Consider the following 15,056-nt stretch of genomic DNA (forward strand, 5'->3'; position numbering starts at 1 on the left):
TAACAATAATTAATTTATAAATGATAAATTGCAAAAGGAAAAAGATGCGTGACTTTTATGAAATTCTAGGAGTTAGTAAAAATGCTAGTTCTGAAGAAATTAAAAAAGCTTATAGAAAATTGGCATTGAAATATCATCCTGATAGAAATCAAGGCGATAAAGATGCTGAAGAAAAGTTTAAAGAAATCAATGTAGCTTATGAAACCTTAAGTGATGACACTAAAAGAGCTAGATATGATAGATACGGCGAAGCTGGTCTTAATGGTGGTTCAGGTGCTGGTGGCTTTGGATTTGAAGGATTTTCAAATTTTAGTGATATTTTTAGTGATATTTTTGGTGGCTTTGGCGATAGTGACGATGAAGAAATTGATGAAGATTTATTTATTACTCTTGAATTAGGTTTTAAAGAAGCTATTTTTGGTTGTAAAAAGAAAGTTAATTATTCTTATAAAGCAAATTGTATTAAGTGTGATGGAACAGGCTCGGCAAGTAAAACTACAACTACTTGCTCAAGATGTAATGGCAAGGGCAAAATAGCTATTAGAAAAGGCTTTTTCCAAATGGTTAGCACTTGTGATGTGTGTGGCGGTAAAGGTAAAGTAGTAAAAGATAAATGTTCATCTTGTCAAGGTAGTGGAAAAGAAAATAAAAAAGAAGAATTAGAAGTAACTATTCCTGAAGGAGTTGATAACGGAGTAACTTTAAAATGTTCTAATAAAGGAAATGAGATTAATTCTAATGAGCGTTCTGATTTGTATATAAAACTTCGTGTAGCAAGAGATGATAGGTTTGTTAGAAAAGGTGATGATATTTATATAGATGTTCCAATCTTATTTACCCAAGCAGCATTAGGTTCTACCATCATTGTGCCTACTATTAGAGGAGAAGCTAGTATTCAAATTCCATTTGGCTTAAGTGATAAACAACTTGTAAAAATTAGTGGCGAAGGTGTTAAAAACCATCATACAAGAAGAACAGGGGATCAATTTGTCCAACTTAGCATTATGTATCCAAAACATATAAATGCAGAACAAAAAGAATTATTAGAAAAATTAAACGAGAGTTTTGGTATCAAAAATGATGCTAAAGAGCAACAACACGGGATATTTGATACTATTAAATCTTGGTTTAAATAATTTTTATTTTAATTCAAATTCTTTTTTAGAATTTGGATTAAAAATATTTTTATTAAAGTGAGCTTAAAATACTTTCGTATGCGTTTTGCAAATCTTCTTCGCTTTTTATATTAAAAACTTTTGTATTAAATTTTTTATTAAAAGTCCTTTGTCTTTTTGCTAGTTGTCTTGTATGAATTGTGATTAATTCTTCTAATTCATCTTTAGATATTTTTTGATTAAAACAATCAATTATTTCTTTAGCTCCAATAGAGTTTAATGCTTTTGTATCACCATAAATCTTATATAAATTTATAACTTCATCATAAGCATTTAAGCTAAGCATTTGTTTAGTCCTTAGCCTAATTCTTTCGTTTAAAATATCTTTATCCCATAAAATATCGTATATTTTAAGTTCTTTAATAAGTGCTTCTTGAGTATTTGCTTTTAGCCAAAGGCTAGGAATTTCATTTGTGCTTTTATAAATGCTATACCATTTATTTAGCCTATAAGTATCATTTGCTGATATGTTTGAGTTTTTATCAATTTTTAGCATTAGATTATAGATTTCATCAAGGCTTAAATTATGATTAATATCATTAATTTTAGGGCTTAATCCATCAAGCATTGCTTTTAGATAAAATCCACTTCCACCTGTTATAATTAGATTTTTTTCATTATTTTTTGCAAATTCTAAAGCCTTTTTGTATTCATCAAAATAAAGCCCTACATTATAATTTTCATTTACGCTAATTAGATTTATTCCAAAGTATTTAATCTCTTCTAGCATTTGATTATCTGGCTTGGCATTTATAATATTTAATTCTTTATAAAGACATAAACTATCAAGGCTTAAAATTATAGAATTTGAAGCTTTAGCAAGTTTATGAGCTAGGTTTGTTTTGCCACTTGCAGTTGTTCCTATGAGAGCAATTTTTTTCATCTTTATCCTTAAATCTTAATTAAAATATTATAAACTAGATTAAAAACGGAAGAGTTATGAATAAATTAAAAAACATTTTAGAATTAATCGTATTTAAGCATAGTATTTTTGCTTTACCTTTCTTAATTATTTCAATGCTTAGTGCTATAAAATTATATGAATTAAGTTTATCATCAATTTGGCTTAATTTTATCTTAGCTATTTTTTGTGCTGTTTGTGCTAGAAATTACGCAATGGCACTTAATAGATTACTTGATGCTGATATTGATATTTTAAACGAAAGGACAAGAAATCGTCCTAGTGTAGATGGTAGAGTAGGGCGTGGGAATTTGCTTTTATTTATAATCGCAAATGCTGTAATTTTCGTGCTTTTAGCGTATTTTATAAATACTACTTGCTTTTATCTTAGCTTTTTTGCCTTAGCTTTACTTGGTTCTTATTCTTTATTTAAGAGATTTTCTTATTTAGCTCATATTATTTTAGGCTTATCTTTAGGATTTGCTTGTGTAGCAGGTGAAATTGTGCTTACAAATTCTATTAGTGCTTATTCTATTGCTTTATGTTTTGCGGTTTGTTTTTGGACTGCTGGGTTTGATTGTTTGTATGCTTTACAGGATTTAGAATTTGATAAAGCAAATAATTTATTTTCTATACCATCTTGTTTTGGTAAAACGGCTACTTTATTTATAGCTGCGATTTTTCATTTGATTGCATTTTTGTTTTGGTTTGTTTTTTTAGTTAGTGTAAATGCTGGATTTTACGGATTTTTAGGATTGATAATCGTAGGAATTTTATTAATAATAGAGCATTTTATAGTGAGAAAAAATACAGAAAAAATAGAAAGAGCTTTTTTTGATATAAACGCTATTGTTAGCATAGTGTTTTTGATATTTTTTATAATAGATTTAAAGGTTGGCTAATGATTATGTATGAAGCAAGATTTAGGATTGATTATCAAGAATGTGAAGAATTAGAAGATAGATTTTTACAAGAATATAATGCTATTAATTATCATAAATCTTTACAAGATTATAGGCACAGAGCTAGTAAAATGGATATGTATCCTGAAGATAAATTGTTTTTTGAAATGCTTTGTGATATTAAAAAAGATTTATTAGAAATTAAAAATCTTAAAAAAGATGAATTTATAAAATTAGATAATAGCACTTATTCAAATTCAATAAATTATGAATATATTCGTGTTGAAGATAGTTTAAAACCTAATCAAACATATTATGCAAGGCTTGTTTTAGTTGATAGGACTATATCTTGTTTTGTTAGTGCAATTGATGAGCATACTTTTAAAATCACTCAAATTAAAAGATATGATACAGAAGGGCTTAATTTATTTGTAGCTGATATTCAAAGGAATTTAATTAATATTAAAAAGGAAAAAAATGGGGATTGATTTATTAATTTATATTGTATTTATAATTTTTATAGTTTTATTATTTGTTTATGTAAGACTTAGTTTTAGAGATTTAAATGATAAATTAGATGGGGTTTTAAAGGCTATTGATGAGAATTATAAATCTATTCATAGACTTGAAAAAGATGTAGAAAAATTAAAACTAGCAGAGATAAATAACGCTAAACAAAATGATTTTAATGATAATATTATGCAAAATTGTGAGTTTTTAATACATTCAATTATTGATGAAAGAATTAATGAGCTAAATAGTGATTTAGGTATTATTCAAGAAAGTATTCAAGAAGTTACAAAAAACCAAGATAGTAGAATTGCAAATTTAGAACTTGCAAACGAGCCAATCACTAGGCTAAGTCCTAATGAAGACGCTGAAAGAATGCAGATTTTAAAACTTTTTGGAGATGGTAAAAGTGTAGAAGAAATAGCATTACTTCTAAACAAAAGCCCACAAGCAATTAATATTATTTTAAAAAGCTTATAAGGACTAAAAATGTTAATTGATTCGTATGGAAGAAGGATAAATTATTTAAGAATTTCACTTACTCAAAGATGTAATTTCCGTTGTCTTTATTGTATGCCAAAAGTTCCTTTTAATTGGGTTCCTAAAGAAAATTTATTAAGCTATGAAGAATTATTTTTATTTGCAAAATTATGTATGGATAAGGGTGTAGATAAAATCCGTTTAACTGGTGGAGAACCACTTGTAAGAGCTGATTTAGATAAATTCATAAAAATGCTAATTGATTATAAGAGCGATTTGGATTTAGCACTTACAACTAATGGATTTTTATTAAAAGAACAAGCGGCAAAATTAAAAGCAGCAGGACTTGTAAGAATAAATGTATCTCTTGATACTTTAGTGCCACAAAGAGCAAAATTAATCTCTCAAAAAGATATTTTAAAGGAAGTTTTAGAAGGTATAGAAGAAGCCTTAGAAGTAGGGTTAAAAGTAAAGATTAATTGCGTTCCTTTAAAGGGTATTAATGAAGATGAATTAATTGATTTGATTATGTTTTGCAAAGAAAAAAATATTCAAATAAGATTTATTGAATTTATGGAAAACGAACACGCTTACGGACAATTATGTGGATTAAGAGAAGCTGAAATACTAGATAAAATCAAGCAAAGATTTAGCATAAATGCACTTGAGAAAGAGCCAAATTCTCCTGCTAGTTTATATAAAATTGATGAGTTAGATTATGTATTTGGTGTGATTAATCCACACAAGCACGATTTTTGTGATAGCTGCAATCGTTTAAGACTTAGTGCGGAAGGATTTTTGATACCTTGCCTTTATTTTGATGAAGCTATGAGTATTAAAAAGGCTTTAAGAAATAAAGATATTAATAAGGCTTTAGAGATTTTAAATACGGTTTTAGAAAACAAACCTGAGAAAAATAAGTGGAGCGAAGAAGATAATAAAAGCTCTGCTAGGTCGTTTTCGCAAACGGGTGGATGATGAAATTAGTTGAAGAATTTTTAAGTATTCAAGGCGAAGGGATATTTGCAGGAAGACTTGCTTATTTTATCCGTTTTGCGGGGTGCAATTTCTCTTGCTATGGATTTGGAGTTGTTAAGAGCAAAAATAATAAAACATTAATTGGTTGCGATACTTTAAGAGCTGTTTATACTAATGAATTTAGCGATGAGTATAAGGAATTTAAATTAGAAAATATAATCAATAAATTAAACTCATTTAGCTATAAACCTATGATAGTAATTACTGGTGGAGAGCCTTTAATTCATCAAGAAAATCCTAAATTTATAGAGCTTTTAGAATATTTGGTAAAAAATGAATATTTAGTGCAGTTTGAGACTAATGCTAGTATTTGTTTAAAAGAATACGATTTTTATAAAAATTGTTATTTTGCAATGGGAGTAAAACTTGCAAATAGCAAAATGCCAAAGGAAAAAAGAATAAAATATGAAGCAATTAATTCAATTTTAAAGCTATCAAAACAAGCATTTTTTAAAGTCGTTTTAGATAAAGCGGATTTAGAAGATAATCAAGAATTATTTGAATTAAGAAATGCTTATAAAGACGCTAATTTTTATCTAATGCCAAAAGGTGCTACTAATGATGAATTAAGAGCGAATGCTAAGAGCGTTTTAGAATTTGCTATTAAAAATGGCTTTAATTATACAGATAGGATACATATTAGAATTTATGATGATTTGGAGGGTGTATGAGAATAGGTAAATTATTTGAGTTTGAAAATGCTCATATAGTTAGGTTTTGTAGTTCAAAAAGATGTAAAACTAGCATTCACGGACATTCTTATAAATTAGAATTAATTTTATATGCAAATACTCTTGATAAAGCGGGAATGGTTTATGATTTCGGGCTTTTAAAGGGAAATATTAAGCAAATAATAGATGCTTTTGATCATAGCACTTGTATTTATAAATACGATGATTTAGAGTATGTAAATGATATTAAAAAGCATTCAGCTAGGTGGGTTGAACTACCTTGTAATATCAGTGCAGAAAATCTTAGCATAGTGTTTTTTATATTAATTTCTAAGATTTTGCAGAATTCAAAAATGCACAATGATGAGAATGTAAGAGTAGATAAAATCAGACTAAACGAGACTAGAACAGGCTGGGCTGAATGTGAATACGATGATGCTTTTTATAATGATGAGCCTAGAATTAATTTAAATGAAATAACTTTTTCTAAGGCAATTTTAGAAGATTTTAGTGATATAAATCTATTTGAAAAAATTAAAAATAATGAGATTTTTATAAATCCAAAGGAAGTTTAATGAGTATTATTGGCATTCATATGTTTTTTGTGTATTGCTTGGTAGCTTTAGAATTTTCTTATTTGTTTATTTCTCAATGTTGTAAGGATATTAATAAATTTATTTCAAGAATTTCAATTATTAGTCCAATACAAATTATAGCCTTAGTTTTGGTGTTATTAAGTGGTATGTTTATTGAAGCTACTAAGGCATTTTTTAATTTTAAGATTTTTTTATTTTTAAGTTGGATTTTGATTTTTTATCTTAGCATTAGACAGCTTGTAATTTTTAATAAGATAAAAAAAGCAAAAAAAAGCTTTAATTTTAAATTATTCAGTATTGTTTTTGAGATATTAAAAATATTTTTAATCATATTTGCTGGTGTTACAAATTCTTTATTATTTTAATCGGAGTTTTTAATGAGTGATTTTATAAGTGTGCATTTGTTTTTTGTATATATTTTAATAATTTTAGAACTTTTATATTTTGTTTTTTCACAATATTTAAAGGACATTCATAAATATATTTTTAGAATCAGAGTGCTTTTGCCTGCTTATTATACGATAATTGTTTGTGTGTTTTTTACAGGCATTATTATTGAAGCTATGAAAGGCTTTAATGATTTTAGATTTTTAATGCTATTTGCTGTTATTTTAATTTTAGGAATTTCTATATTTCAATTTATTAAATTTAAAAAATATAGAAAAAGCAAAGAATATTTAAAATTTAAAAAATTAAGTTTATTTTTAGAGCTAATAAAATTATTTGCTATTTTAATTGCAGGATTTAACAATGTTTTACTATTTTAATGATTTAGCAGGTAGTGAAGAAATTGTTTTAGATAGTGAATTAGTATCTCATTTTAAAGCTAGACGAGAACAAATAGGAAATATAGTAAATATCAGTAGATTAGATGGGTTTTTGTATAAATATGAAATAATATTTATGCAAAGAAATAAAATCATTTTAAAAATGCTAGAACAATGTGAATTTAAAGCAAATAAAAGTGGTGTAAAAATTGCACTTGCTATGATAGAAATTGATAGTATTTTTGAAATTGCACCTTATTTAAATGAATTAGGATTAGAAGAATTATTTTTAGTTTATACAGATTTTTCTCAAAAATCTTATAAATTTGATGATAAAAAATTAGCTAAACTTGAAAAGATTTTGCATAATTCAAGCTCACAATGTGCTAGGGCTGATATTTTAAAAATCACAATTTTAAATAATTTAGCCGAACTTAAAAAACTTTATAATGATTTTGTTTTAATTGATTTTAATAAAAATGATTTATGCGAGTTTAATAAAGATTGTTTATATGTAATTGGCCCTGAAGGTGGTTTTAGTGAAAAAGAAAGGAATTTATTTAAAACTCAAGGTCTAAAAATTACAAATATTTTAAAAGCAAAAACAGCCATTATAAGCATAAGTTCAAAAATTTTAATGTAGATTTAATGTAATTTAAGATACAATCACAGCTTTATTTATGCCAAAAAGGAAAATATTATGAAAAAAGACATTCATCCAGATTATAAAAAATGCACTGTAACTTGTGCTTGTGGAAATACTTTTGTAACTAAATCAAATAAAGAAGAATTAAGAGTAGATATATGCTCAAGTTGTCATCCATTTTTCACAGGAAGTGAAAAAATCGTAGATGCTGCAGGTAGAGTTGAGAAGTTTAAGAAAAAATATTCAATGCAATAATGCTTTATTTCGTTCCTACACCAATAGGAAATCTAGGCGATATTTCATATCGTGCTTTAGAAGTCTTACAAGTTTGCGAGTTAATTTTTTGTGAAGATGTGCGAGTTTGTAAGGCTTTACTTAATTTATTAAGTAGTAAATATAATATAGAATTTAATATAAATAATTTCATATCACTACATTCACACAATGAAAAAGATTTTGATTTTTCTAAAATTGATTTTTCTAAAAATATAGCTTATTTGAGTGATGCAGGTATGCCTTGCATAAGTGATCCTGGAATTTCACTAGTAAAATATGCTCAAGAAAATGATATAAAATATAGTGTTTTGCCTGGTGCAAATGCTGCTATTACCGCACTTGTTGCAAGTGGGTTTTCTGATAAGGAATTTATATTTTTAGGATTTTTAAATATCAAAAAAAATCGTCAAGCTCAAATAGAAAATGCTCTAAATCAAAGCTATCCAACTATTATATATGAAGCCCCTACAAGGATTTTGGATTTAGTATTAGATATTGCAAAAATTGATGAAGATAAAGAATTATTTTTAATTAAAGAAATATCAAAAATGTATGAAAAAACCTATAAAGATACTGCTAAAAATCTAGCAAATATTTTAAAAAATGAGAATTTAAAAGGCGAATGGGTAGTGGTTATAAATAATGAAAATTCTATTTCAAATTCTAATATAAATTCTCAAGATATTTTAAATCTTAATATAAGTTTAAAAGATAAAGCGAAATTATTGAGTAAATTAAATGGGCTTAGCCCAAAACAAAATTATGAAAATTTATTAAAGAGTGAAAAATGATAATTTACGGCAAACAAGTGCTAATGCACTATATTACAAAACATCCTGAAAAAATAGAAGAAATATATTTAGCAAAAGATTTAGATAAAGATAGCTTTAGACAAATTACAAAATTAGGCAAAAAAATACATAAGTTAGATTTTATTAAAGCTCAAGCAATGGCAAAGGGTGGAAATCATCAAGGCTATTTAGCAAAAGTTAGCGAATACGAATTAGCAAATATAAATGAGTTTAAAAAATTTGAAAAAATTGTTTTATTGCACGAATTAAGCGATGTTGGAAATATAGGTTCAATTGCTAGAAGTGCTTATGCTTTAGGGTTTGATGGGATTATTCATTCAGGAAATAATATTAATATAGAAGCAGTTATGCGTTCTAGTGCTGGTGCTTTACTTGAATTAAAATTAGCATTTACTAAGGATATTTTAAGCTTGGTTAATGAATTTAAGCAAGTTGGTTTTAGCTTTTATGCTGCAAATAATTCAGAAAACGCTAAAGAGCATAATAAAATAAAATATGCTACAAAATCGGTTTTAGTTATGGGTAGCGAAGGTAATGGACTTAGTTCTAAGATTATTAAATCTTGTAATGAAGAAGTAAAAATTACTATGAAAAATAATTTTGATAGCCTAAATGTTAGTAATGCTTTTGCTATTTTAGGCGATAGGATGATAAATGAATGAAGTAGATTATTTAAAAAGTTTTTCTGTTAAAGAAATAGCTTTAAAAACTCACTTAGATGAAGCTAGAATTAAAGCAATAATTAATAAAGATTATGAGAATTTAAGTAGTGTTAATATTGCAATGAATATAAAGATTTTAGAGCGTGAATATAATATTGATTTTAGCGAATGGTTAAATGAATATAATGAATATAAAAACAATCATTTTAAGGACAAAAAAAATTCTTTAAAAGTAAAACCTAAAGTAATGGGTTATAACTCTGATAAGGAATCAAATAGTAATTTAGCTTATTTTATATATCTTAGTTTAGCTACTATTATTGTAATAGCTGGGGTTTTTTATTATTTTAATTATTATGATGAAAATTCTCAAGAAGTAGTAGAAAATACCACAACTCAAGAAAAACCAATAGAAGAATTGCAAGTAAATCAGCAAGAAAATTCTACACAAACTAAAACTCAAATAGAACCTATTAAAGAAGTAAAAGAAGAAATAAAACCAGCTACTCCTTTAGTAGAGAAAAAGCTTGAAGAAGTAAAAGAAGATAAAAAGCCTGAAAATTTAGAAGAAAGTAAGATAAATACAAAAGAAGAAACAATTCAAATTCCAGCACAAGTAGAGCTTATTCCTGAAATAAAACCACAAGAGATTAAAACTCAAGAAGTTAAAGTTCAAGAAGTAAAATCTAATGAAATTAAAGAAGAAAAAGCAGAGATTATAGAGCCTAAAGCAGAGATTAAAAAAGATAATAAATTATTATTAAGTCCAAATTCTAAGGTTTGGGTTAGTGTTAAGAATTTAAAAACAAAAGAAACTAAAAATTATATGATAGTAAAAAGTGCTAGTTTTACTCAAGACTCTTTAATTTTTGTTGGTAATAACTTATTCACTCTTGAGTTAGATGGTTCTAAGATAGAATTACCTAGCACAAATGATGCTAGATATATTTTATTTAAAGATGGAAAAGTTACTTTTTTAAGTCAAAAAGAATATACAAAATTAGATAAGGCAAAATAATGAAAAAATTAATATGTTTATTTGTATTAGCTAGTTTTTCTTATGCTACTTCTTCTTATGAAATAGCTTCAAAATTAGTAAATGATGATAGCAAAGATGCAAAGCTTAGATTATTATTTCCTAGTGGGTCTTATATGCAAGGAAATATGCCAAATATTAAAGCAATTACTCAAGTTTTAAAAATGAATTCTTTATTAACTTATGCTTATTCAAACGCTACAAATATGCAAATTAAATTTAGCGCAAAAGCAAAAGCAGGGATATTTTTAAAGGCTATTACAAAAGCTTATGAGCAAATAGGAATTAATTATTATTTAGTTAGTGAATATGTAAAAAATAATGATGAAATTAGTGTTGCTTTTACGATTAATTCAAAATTTAGTATAGACCCAGGTGCTTTATACGAAGCTTTAAAAAAGACAGGGGTATATATAATAGATGCTAGAAGAAATCAGAATGAATTTAGTTATGAACTTGATTTTAGCAGAGCAAATATACAAGCTGATTTTGAATTAAATAAAGGCGATTTATTAGAGCTTACTAAACCACTTGATGCGTATTTTATAAAAGTTAATAATATTTCTAAGCTCGTAATTGATAGAAATTTAAATAATATTTGGTATCCAAAGATTGAATTTTTGGATAAGAATTTAAATCTTATTTCAACTTATAAAAGTGAAAATAATTTTAAAGAATTAAATGTAGCAGTTCCTAAAATGTGTGCTTATATGATAGTAGGAGATGCTTTTACGCTAGAAAATATTAGATTAGGATTAAATATAAAGGGAATGTAATGAAAATAGCTTTATTAGGGTATGGAACGGTTGCTAGTGGTGTAGCAAAATTAATCAAAACAAATTCTGAATTAATTCAAAAAAGACTAGGCAAAAAATTAGAAATTTCTTTAGTTTATACAAGAGAGCATAAGGCAAATTGTCCTTATACTCAAACAAGTAATTTTGAAGATATTTTAAATAGCGATTGTGATGTAGTTTGTGAATTAATGGGTGGGACTACATTTGCTTATGAGTGCATTAAAAAAGCTCTTGAAAAAGGAAAACATGTAATAACAGCTAATAAAGCTTTACTTGCTTATTATCGTTATGATATTGAAAATATGCTAAAGCCTAATCAATATTTTGGCTATGAAGCAAGTGTTGCTGGCGGTGTGCCTATTATTAAAATTATCAAAGAAGGTTTAAGTGCTAATAAATTTAATTGTATTAAAGGTATATTAAATGGCACTTCAAATTACATTCTTACAAAAATGCAAAATGAAGGCTTAAGTTATGAAATAGCCTTAAAACAAGCTCAAGAATTAGGCTATGCAGAAGCTGATCCTACATTAGATATTAACGGAATGGACGCAGCACATAAACTAACCATTTTAGCAAGTCTTGCTTATGGAGTTAATATAAAACCTGAAGATATTTTGGTTCAAGGAATTGATAAGATTAGCAATGATGATTTTTATTTTGCTAAAGAATTTGAATTTGGAATTAAGCTTTTAGCAATTGCAAAACAAAATAATGATAAGGTAGAAATTAGAGTTCATCCAACATTAATAGATAAAAATCATATCTTAGCTAGTGTAAATAATTCTATGAATGCTATTTTACTTAATGATAATGCTTTAGGAGAGAGTTTGTATTATGGAGCAGGTGCAGGAAGTCTTGAGACTGCTAGTGCTGTTTTAAGCGATTTAATGCAAATAGCTGATAATAAAACTCGTAAAATGCTAGGATATAATGAATTACCAGTGGTATCTTTAGTATCAACTTGCGATATAACTTCTAAATATTATTTAAGATTAAGTGTAGATGATAAGATAGGTGTTTTAAATAAAATTACAAGTTTAATGAGTAATAATGAAATTAGCATAGATAGTCTAATGCAACGCCCATCAAAAAATCAATCAAGAACGATTTTTATTACAACTCATCTTGCAAATGAAGCAAAAATCAATAAATTATTGCAAGAATTACAAGTTCAAGAATTTGTAAAAGATGAAATTAATTTAATAAGAATAGAAGAATAGTAATTCATTTAATAATTTGGAATATTATTTATAAAAGATAATTTTTATCCCATTTTAAAAAACGGATAAAAAAGCTTTAGGAAAAGGAAAGGTTATGAAAGAAATTTATTTAGACAATAACGCTACTACTATGATAGACCCAAGCGTTTTTGAATTAATGAAGCCGTATTTAGAAAATATATATGGTAATCCAAATTCACTTCATCGCTATGGTCAAGCTACTCATAAAGCATTAAATGATGCTTTAAATAAACTATATAGCGGATTAGGAGCGAGTGATTTAGATGATGTGATTATTACATCTTGTGCTACTGAAAGCATAAACTGGGTTTTAAAAGGAATTTATTTTGATGAGATTTTAAATAAAGATAAAAACGAAATCATTATAAGTGGAGTTGAACACCCAGCAGTTGGTGCAGCCTGTGCTTTTTTAGAAGCTAGATTAGGTGTTAAGGTTAAAACTTTACCTGTAAATAGCGAAGGCACTTGCAATGTTGATGATTTAAAAGCAATGATAAGTGATAAAACAGCACTTGTGAATGTTATGTGGGCGAATAATGAAACAGGAATGATTTTCCCTATTAAAGAATTAGCTCAAGTTGCACACGAGCATGGAGCTTTATTTCACACTGACGCAACCCAAGCGGTTGGTAAAATAAAAGTTGATTTTAGAAGTGCAGGAGTTGATTTTGCGTCATTTTCAGCACACAAATTTCACGGGCCAAAAGGCGTTGGTGGTCTTTATATAAAACAAGGTTTAAAACTTACTTCATTACTTCACGGCGGAGAGCATATGGGTGGTCGTAGAAGTGGGACATTAAATGTAGCTGGAATAGTTGGAATGGCAGAAGCGTTAAGACTTGCTAATTTAATGCTTGATTATGAAAATTCTCATATAAGAAGATTAAGAGATAAATTAGAAGATGAGATTTTAACAATTCCTGATGTTAGTGTAGTAGGAAGTAGGGCAAATAGAGTTCCTAATACTATTTTAGCAAGTATTAAGGGTGTTGAAGGTGAAGCGATGCTATGGGATTTAAATAAGGCTGGAATTGCAGCAAGTACAGGAAGTGCTTGTGCTTCTGAAACTCTTGAGAGCAATCCTATTATGGAAGCAATAGGAGCTGAAGCTGATTTAGCTCATACGGCTTTAAGATTAAGCCTTAGTCGTTTTAATACAGAAAGTGAAATTGATTACGCAGCAGAACAAATTAAAGCAGCAGCTAAGCGTTTAAGAGCAATTTCTAGCACTTACGCTTATTCTCCAAGCTGGCTTAAAAAGGATAAATAATGGCAAAAAATAATTTAATAAGTGGTTCAATTTGGGATGAATATTCACAAAAAGTTCAAGATTTAATGAATAATCCAATTCATATGGGTGAGCTTACAGAAGAAGACGCAAAAGCTACTAATACAAGATTAATAGTTGCTGATTTTGGAGCTGAAAGTTGTGGCGATGCTGTTAGGCTTTATTGGTTAGTAGATGAAGCTACTAATATTATTAAGGACGCAAAATTTAAAAGCTTTGGCTGTGGGACTGCAATTGCTAGTAGTGATACAATGGCAGGACTTTGTATAGGTAAAAGTGTTGATGAAGCTGTAAAAATTACAAATATAGATGTGGAATTTGCAATGCGTGATAATCCTGATACTCCTGCAGTTCCACCTCAAAAAATGCACTGCAGTGTAATGGCGTATGATGTTATAAAAGCTGCAGCAGCTCAATATAAAGGTATTAACCCTGAAGATTTTGAAGATGAGATTATAGTTTGTGAATGTGCTAGAGTAAGCCTAAAAACTATTAAAGAAGTAATAAAATTAAATGATTTAAAATCAGTTGAGCAAATTACTCAATATACTAAAGCAGGTGGCTTTTGTAAATCTTGTGTAAGACCTGGCGGTCATGAAAAAAGAGAATATTATTTGGTTGATATATTGGCTGAAACTAGAGCTGAAATGGATAAAGAACGCTTGAAAAAAGCTAATTTAAGTGATAATTTTGATGATTTAACCGTTGTAAAACAAATTAAAGCAGTTGAAGAATTATTAGATACTGAAATTCGCCCAATGCTACATATGGATGGTGGAGATTTAGAAGTAATTGATATTCAAAAAAGTAGCGATGGAATGTGTGATTTATATATTAGATATCTAGGCGCATGTAGTGGCTGTTCTAGTGGAAGCACTGGGACATTATATGCTATTGAAAATATTCTTCAAGAAAATCTTAGTCCAAACATTAGAGTAATTCCAGTGTGATTACAAAATAGGAAATATTTTTATTTCCTATTTTAATTTTTCTTATTACATATCACTTATAATATTGCTAAAGAATTTAAAATCAAATATTTTAAGAAGTAGATATATTGCATATAAGTAGCAATTTTTTAAAAATTTACTTGATTATAAAATAGATTAAAGCTTTATGTATGGGACTTTAAATAACTTTTAAAAGTATAAAAACTAATATATAAATAACACATATAATTTTTATAAAACTTCATAAAACGCACGAAATTAAATTAGTATTGAAAGTAATTTAAGGTTTTAACTGAATAAACTTA

Annotated in this window: 19 protein-coding genes; 18 read left to right on the top strand and 1 reads right to left on the bottom strand. The window is 27.2% G+C overall.

Going from position 1 to position 15,056, the window contains the following annotated elements; translation table 11 throughout:
* Window positions 1–44 precede the first annotated feature (44 nt).
* Window positions 45–1,136 (top strand): molecular chaperone DnaJ, encoded by a 1,092-nt coding sequence (gene dnaJ, locus AVBRAN12647_RS02015; RefSeq protein WP_214116926.1) that lies wholly within the window; start codon window positions 45–47, stop codon window positions 1,134–1,136.
* Window positions 1,137–1,188: 52 nt separating this feature from the next.
* On the opposite strand, the gene miaA is transcribed toward dnaJ, so the two are convergent.
* Window positions 1,189–2,058, bottom strand: a complete 870-nt coding sequence (gene miaA, locus AVBRAN12647_RS02020; protein WP_336614617.1) for a tRNA (adenosine(37)-N6)-dimethylallyltransferase MiaA — start codon at window positions 2,056–2,058, stop codon at window positions 1,189–1,191.
* A gap of 56 nt (window positions 2,059–2,114) precedes the next feature.
* On the opposite strand from miaA, the gene AVBRAN12647_RS02025 reads away from it, so the two are divergent.
* The 17 genes from AVBRAN12647_RS02025 to AVBRAN12647_RS02105 all read left to right on the top strand — a co-directional run bounded on the left by AVBRAN12647_RS02025 (window position 2,115) and on the right by AVBRAN12647_RS02105 (window position 14,751).
* On the top strand, window positions 2,115–2,978 hold the full coding sequence (locus tag AVBRAN12647_RS02025; protein ID WP_336614618.1) for a UbiA-like polyprenyltransferase: 864 nt from the start codon (window positions 2,115–2,117) through the stop codon (window positions 2,976–2,978).
* Window positions 2,978–3,466, top strand: a complete 489-nt coding sequence (locus tag AVBRAN12647_RS02030) for a hypothetical protein (RefSeq protein WP_214116920.1) — start codon at window positions 2,978–2,980, stop codon at window positions 3,464–3,466. Before AVBRAN12647_RS02025 ends, AVBRAN12647_RS02030 begins: the two co-directional genes overlap by 1 nt.
* Window positions 3,456–3,968 carry a helix-turn-helix domain-containing protein gene (locus AVBRAN12647_RS02035; RefSeq protein ID WP_214116919.1) on the top strand — a complete coding sequence of 171 codons (513 nt, stop codon included), beginning with the start codon at window positions 3,456–3,458 and terminating at the stop codon, window positions 3,966–3,968. The genes AVBRAN12647_RS02030 and AVBRAN12647_RS02035 overlap by 11 nt, the downstream gene beginning before the upstream one ends.
* A gap of 9 nt (window positions 3,969–3,977) precedes the next feature.
* Window positions 3,978–4,946 carry a GTP 3',8-cyclase MoaA gene (gene moaA, locus AVBRAN12647_RS02040; RefSeq protein ID WP_214120621.1) on the top strand — a complete coding sequence of 323 codons (969 nt, stop codon included), beginning with the start codon at window positions 3,978–3,980 and terminating at the stop codon, window positions 4,944–4,946.
* Window positions 4,946–5,677, top strand: a complete 732-nt coding sequence (locus AVBRAN12647_RS02045; RefSeq protein WP_336614619.1) for a 7-carboxy-7-deazaguanine synthase QueE — start codon at window positions 4,946–4,948, stop codon at window positions 5,675–5,677. Before moaA ends, AVBRAN12647_RS02045 begins: the two co-directional genes overlap by 1 nt.
* A complete protein-coding gene (locus AVBRAN12647_RS02050; protein WP_214149885.1) occupies window positions 5,674–6,252 on the top strand; it encodes a 6-pyruvoyl trahydropterin synthase family protein in 579 nt (192 codons plus the stop codon). The genes AVBRAN12647_RS02045 and AVBRAN12647_RS02050 overlap by 4 nt, the downstream gene beginning before the upstream one ends.
* The gene (locus AVBRAN12647_RS02055) at window positions 6,252–6,638 is read left to right on the top strand and encodes a hypothetical protein (RefSeq protein ID WP_336606707.1); all 387 of its coding nucleotides are present in this window, start codon (window positions 6,252–6,254) and stop codon (window positions 6,636–6,638) included. Before AVBRAN12647_RS02050 ends, AVBRAN12647_RS02055 begins: the two co-directional genes overlap by 1 nt.
* Before the next feature lie 12 nt (window positions 6,639–6,650).
* Window positions 6,651–7,040 (top strand): hypothetical protein, encoded by a 390-nt coding sequence (locus AVBRAN12647_RS02060; RefSeq protein ID WP_214116907.1) that lies wholly within the window; start codon window positions 6,651–6,653, stop codon window positions 7,038–7,040.
* The gene (locus tag AVBRAN12647_RS02065; protein ID WP_214116905.1) at window positions 7,024–7,683 is read left to right on the top strand and encodes a 16S rRNA (uracil(1498)-N(3))-methyltransferase; all 660 of its coding nucleotides are present in this window, start codon (window positions 7,024–7,026) and stop codon (window positions 7,681–7,683) included. Before AVBRAN12647_RS02060 ends, AVBRAN12647_RS02065 begins: the two co-directional genes overlap by 17 nt.
* A 57-nt stretch (window positions 7,684–7,740) precedes the next feature.
* Complete coding sequence (rpmE, locus tag AVBRAN12647_RS02070; RefSeq protein ID WP_214116903.1) at window positions 7,741–7,941, top strand: 50S ribosomal protein L31; 201 nt, start codon at window positions 7,741–7,743, stop codon at window positions 7,939–7,941.
* Complete coding sequence (rsmI, locus tag AVBRAN12647_RS02075; protein ID WP_214116901.1) at window positions 7,941–8,753, top strand: 16S rRNA (cytidine(1402)-2'-O)-methyltransferase; 813 nt, start codon at window positions 7,941–7,943, stop codon at window positions 8,751–8,753. Before rpmE ends, rsmI begins: the two co-directional genes overlap by 1 nt.
* Window positions 8,750–9,436 (top strand): TrmH family RNA methyltransferase, encoded by a 687-nt coding sequence (locus tag AVBRAN12647_RS02080; RefSeq protein WP_214116899.1) that lies wholly within the window; start codon window positions 8,750–8,752, stop codon window positions 9,434–9,436. Before rsmI ends, AVBRAN12647_RS02080 begins: the two co-directional genes overlap by 4 nt.
* On the top strand, window positions 9,429–10,454 hold the full coding sequence (locus AVBRAN12647_RS02085; protein WP_336614620.1) for a hypothetical protein: 1,026 nt from the start codon (window positions 9,429–9,431) through the stop codon (window positions 10,452–10,454). Before AVBRAN12647_RS02080 ends, AVBRAN12647_RS02085 begins: the two co-directional genes overlap by 8 nt.
* The gene (locus AVBRAN12647_RS02090; protein WP_214116895.1) at window positions 10,454–11,248 is read left to right on the top strand and encodes a hypothetical protein; all 795 of its coding nucleotides are present in this window, start codon (window positions 10,454–10,456) and stop codon (window positions 11,246–11,248) included. The genes AVBRAN12647_RS02085 and AVBRAN12647_RS02090 overlap by 1 nt, the downstream gene beginning before the upstream one ends.
* Complete coding sequence (locus tag AVBRAN12647_RS02095) at window positions 11,248–12,492, top strand: homoserine dehydrogenase (RefSeq protein ID WP_214116893.1); 1,245 nt, start codon at window positions 11,248–11,250, stop codon at window positions 12,490–12,492. The genes AVBRAN12647_RS02090 and AVBRAN12647_RS02095 overlap by 1 nt, the downstream gene beginning before the upstream one ends.
* Before the next feature lie 94 nt (window positions 12,493–12,586).
* Complete coding sequence (locus AVBRAN12647_RS02100) at window positions 12,587–13,783, top strand: NifS family cysteine desulfurase (protein WP_214116891.1); 1,197 nt, start codon at window positions 12,587–12,589, stop codon at window positions 13,781–13,783.
* Window positions 13,783–14,751: an iron-sulfur cluster assembly scaffold protein gene (locus AVBRAN12647_RS02105; RefSeq protein WP_214116889.1), complete on the top strand. Its 969-nt coding sequence runs from the start codon at window positions 13,783–13,785 to the stop codon at window positions 14,749–14,751. The genes AVBRAN12647_RS02100 and AVBRAN12647_RS02105 overlap by 1 nt, the downstream gene beginning before the upstream one ends.
* The last annotated feature ends 305 nt before the right edge of the window (window positions 14,752–15,056 follow it).

This window comes from Campylobacter sp. RM12647 (assembly GCF_020138135.1).
Taxonomy (GTDB): domain Bacteria; phylum Campylobacterota; class Campylobacteria; order Campylobacterales; family Campylobacteraceae; genus Campylobacter_E.

What these genes read in the sequence shown, in the direction of transcription:
- dnaJ (WP_214116926.1), top strand. Translation starts at nt 45, where the DNA reads ATGCGTGACTTTTATGAAATTCTAGGAGTTAGTAAAAATGCTAGTTCT.
- miaA (WP_336614617.1), bottom strand. Translation starts at nt 2,058, where the DNA reads ATGAAAAAAATTGCTCTCATAGGAACAACTGCAAGTGGCAAAACAAAC.
- AVBRAN12647_RS02025 (WP_336614618.1), top strand. Translation starts at nt 2,115, where the DNA reads ATGAATAAATTAAAAAACATTTTAGAATTAATCGTATTTAAGCATAGT.
- AVBRAN12647_RS02030 (WP_214116920.1), top strand. Translation starts at nt 2,978, where the DNA reads ATGATTATGTATGAAGCAAGATTTAGGATTGATTATCAAGAATGTGAA.
- AVBRAN12647_RS02035 (WP_214116919.1), top strand. Translation starts at nt 3,456, where the DNA reads ATGGGGATTGATTTATTAATTTATATTGTATTTATAATTTTTATAGTT.
- moaA (WP_214120621.1), top strand. Translation starts at nt 3,978, where the DNA reads ATGTTAATTGATTCGTATGGAAGAAGGATAAATTATTTAAGAATTTCA.
- AVBRAN12647_RS02045 (WP_336614619.1), top strand. Translation starts at nt 4,946, where the DNA reads ATGAAATTAGTTGAAGAATTTTTAAGTATTCAAGGCGAAGGGATATTT.
- AVBRAN12647_RS02050 (WP_214149885.1), top strand. Translation starts at nt 5,674, where the DNA reads ATGAGAATAGGTAAATTATTTGAGTTTGAAAATGCTCATATAGTTAGG.
- AVBRAN12647_RS02055 (WP_336606707.1), top strand. Translation starts at nt 6,252, where the DNA reads ATGAGTATTATTGGCATTCATATGTTTTTTGTGTATTGCTTGGTAGCT.
- AVBRAN12647_RS02060 (WP_214116907.1), top strand. Translation starts at nt 6,651, where the DNA reads ATGAGTGATTTTATAAGTGTGCATTTGTTTTTTGTATATATTTTAATA.
- AVBRAN12647_RS02065 (WP_214116905.1), top strand. Translation starts at nt 7,024, where the DNA reads ATGTTTTACTATTTTAATGATTTAGCAGGTAGTGAAGAAATTGTTTTA.
- rpmE (WP_214116903.1), top strand. Translation starts at nt 7,741, where the DNA reads ATGAAAAAAGACATTCATCCAGATTATAAAAAATGCACTGTAACTTGT.
- rsmI (WP_214116901.1), top strand. Translation starts at nt 7,941, where the DNA reads ATGCTTTATTTCGTTCCTACACCAATAGGAAATCTAGGCGATATTTCA.
- AVBRAN12647_RS02080 (WP_214116899.1), top strand. Translation starts at nt 8,750, where the DNA reads ATGATAATTTACGGCAAACAAGTGCTAATGCACTATATTACAAAACAT.
- AVBRAN12647_RS02085 (WP_336614620.1), top strand. Translation starts at nt 9,429, where the DNA reads ATGAATGAAGTAGATTATTTAAAAAGTTTTTCTGTTAAAGAAATAGCT.
- AVBRAN12647_RS02090 (WP_214116895.1), top strand. Translation starts at nt 10,454, where the DNA reads ATGAAAAAATTAATATGTTTATTTGTATTAGCTAGTTTTTCTTATGCT.
- AVBRAN12647_RS02095 (WP_214116893.1), top strand. Translation starts at nt 11,248, where the DNA reads ATGAAAATAGCTTTATTAGGGTATGGAACGGTTGCTAGTGGTGTAGCA.
- AVBRAN12647_RS02100 (WP_214116891.1), top strand. Translation starts at nt 12,587, where the DNA reads ATGAAAGAAATTTATTTAGACAATAACGCTACTACTATGATAGACCCA.
- AVBRAN12647_RS02105 (WP_214116889.1), top strand. Translation starts at nt 13,783, where the DNA reads ATGGCAAAAAATAATTTAATAAGTGGTTCAATTTGGGATGAATATTCA.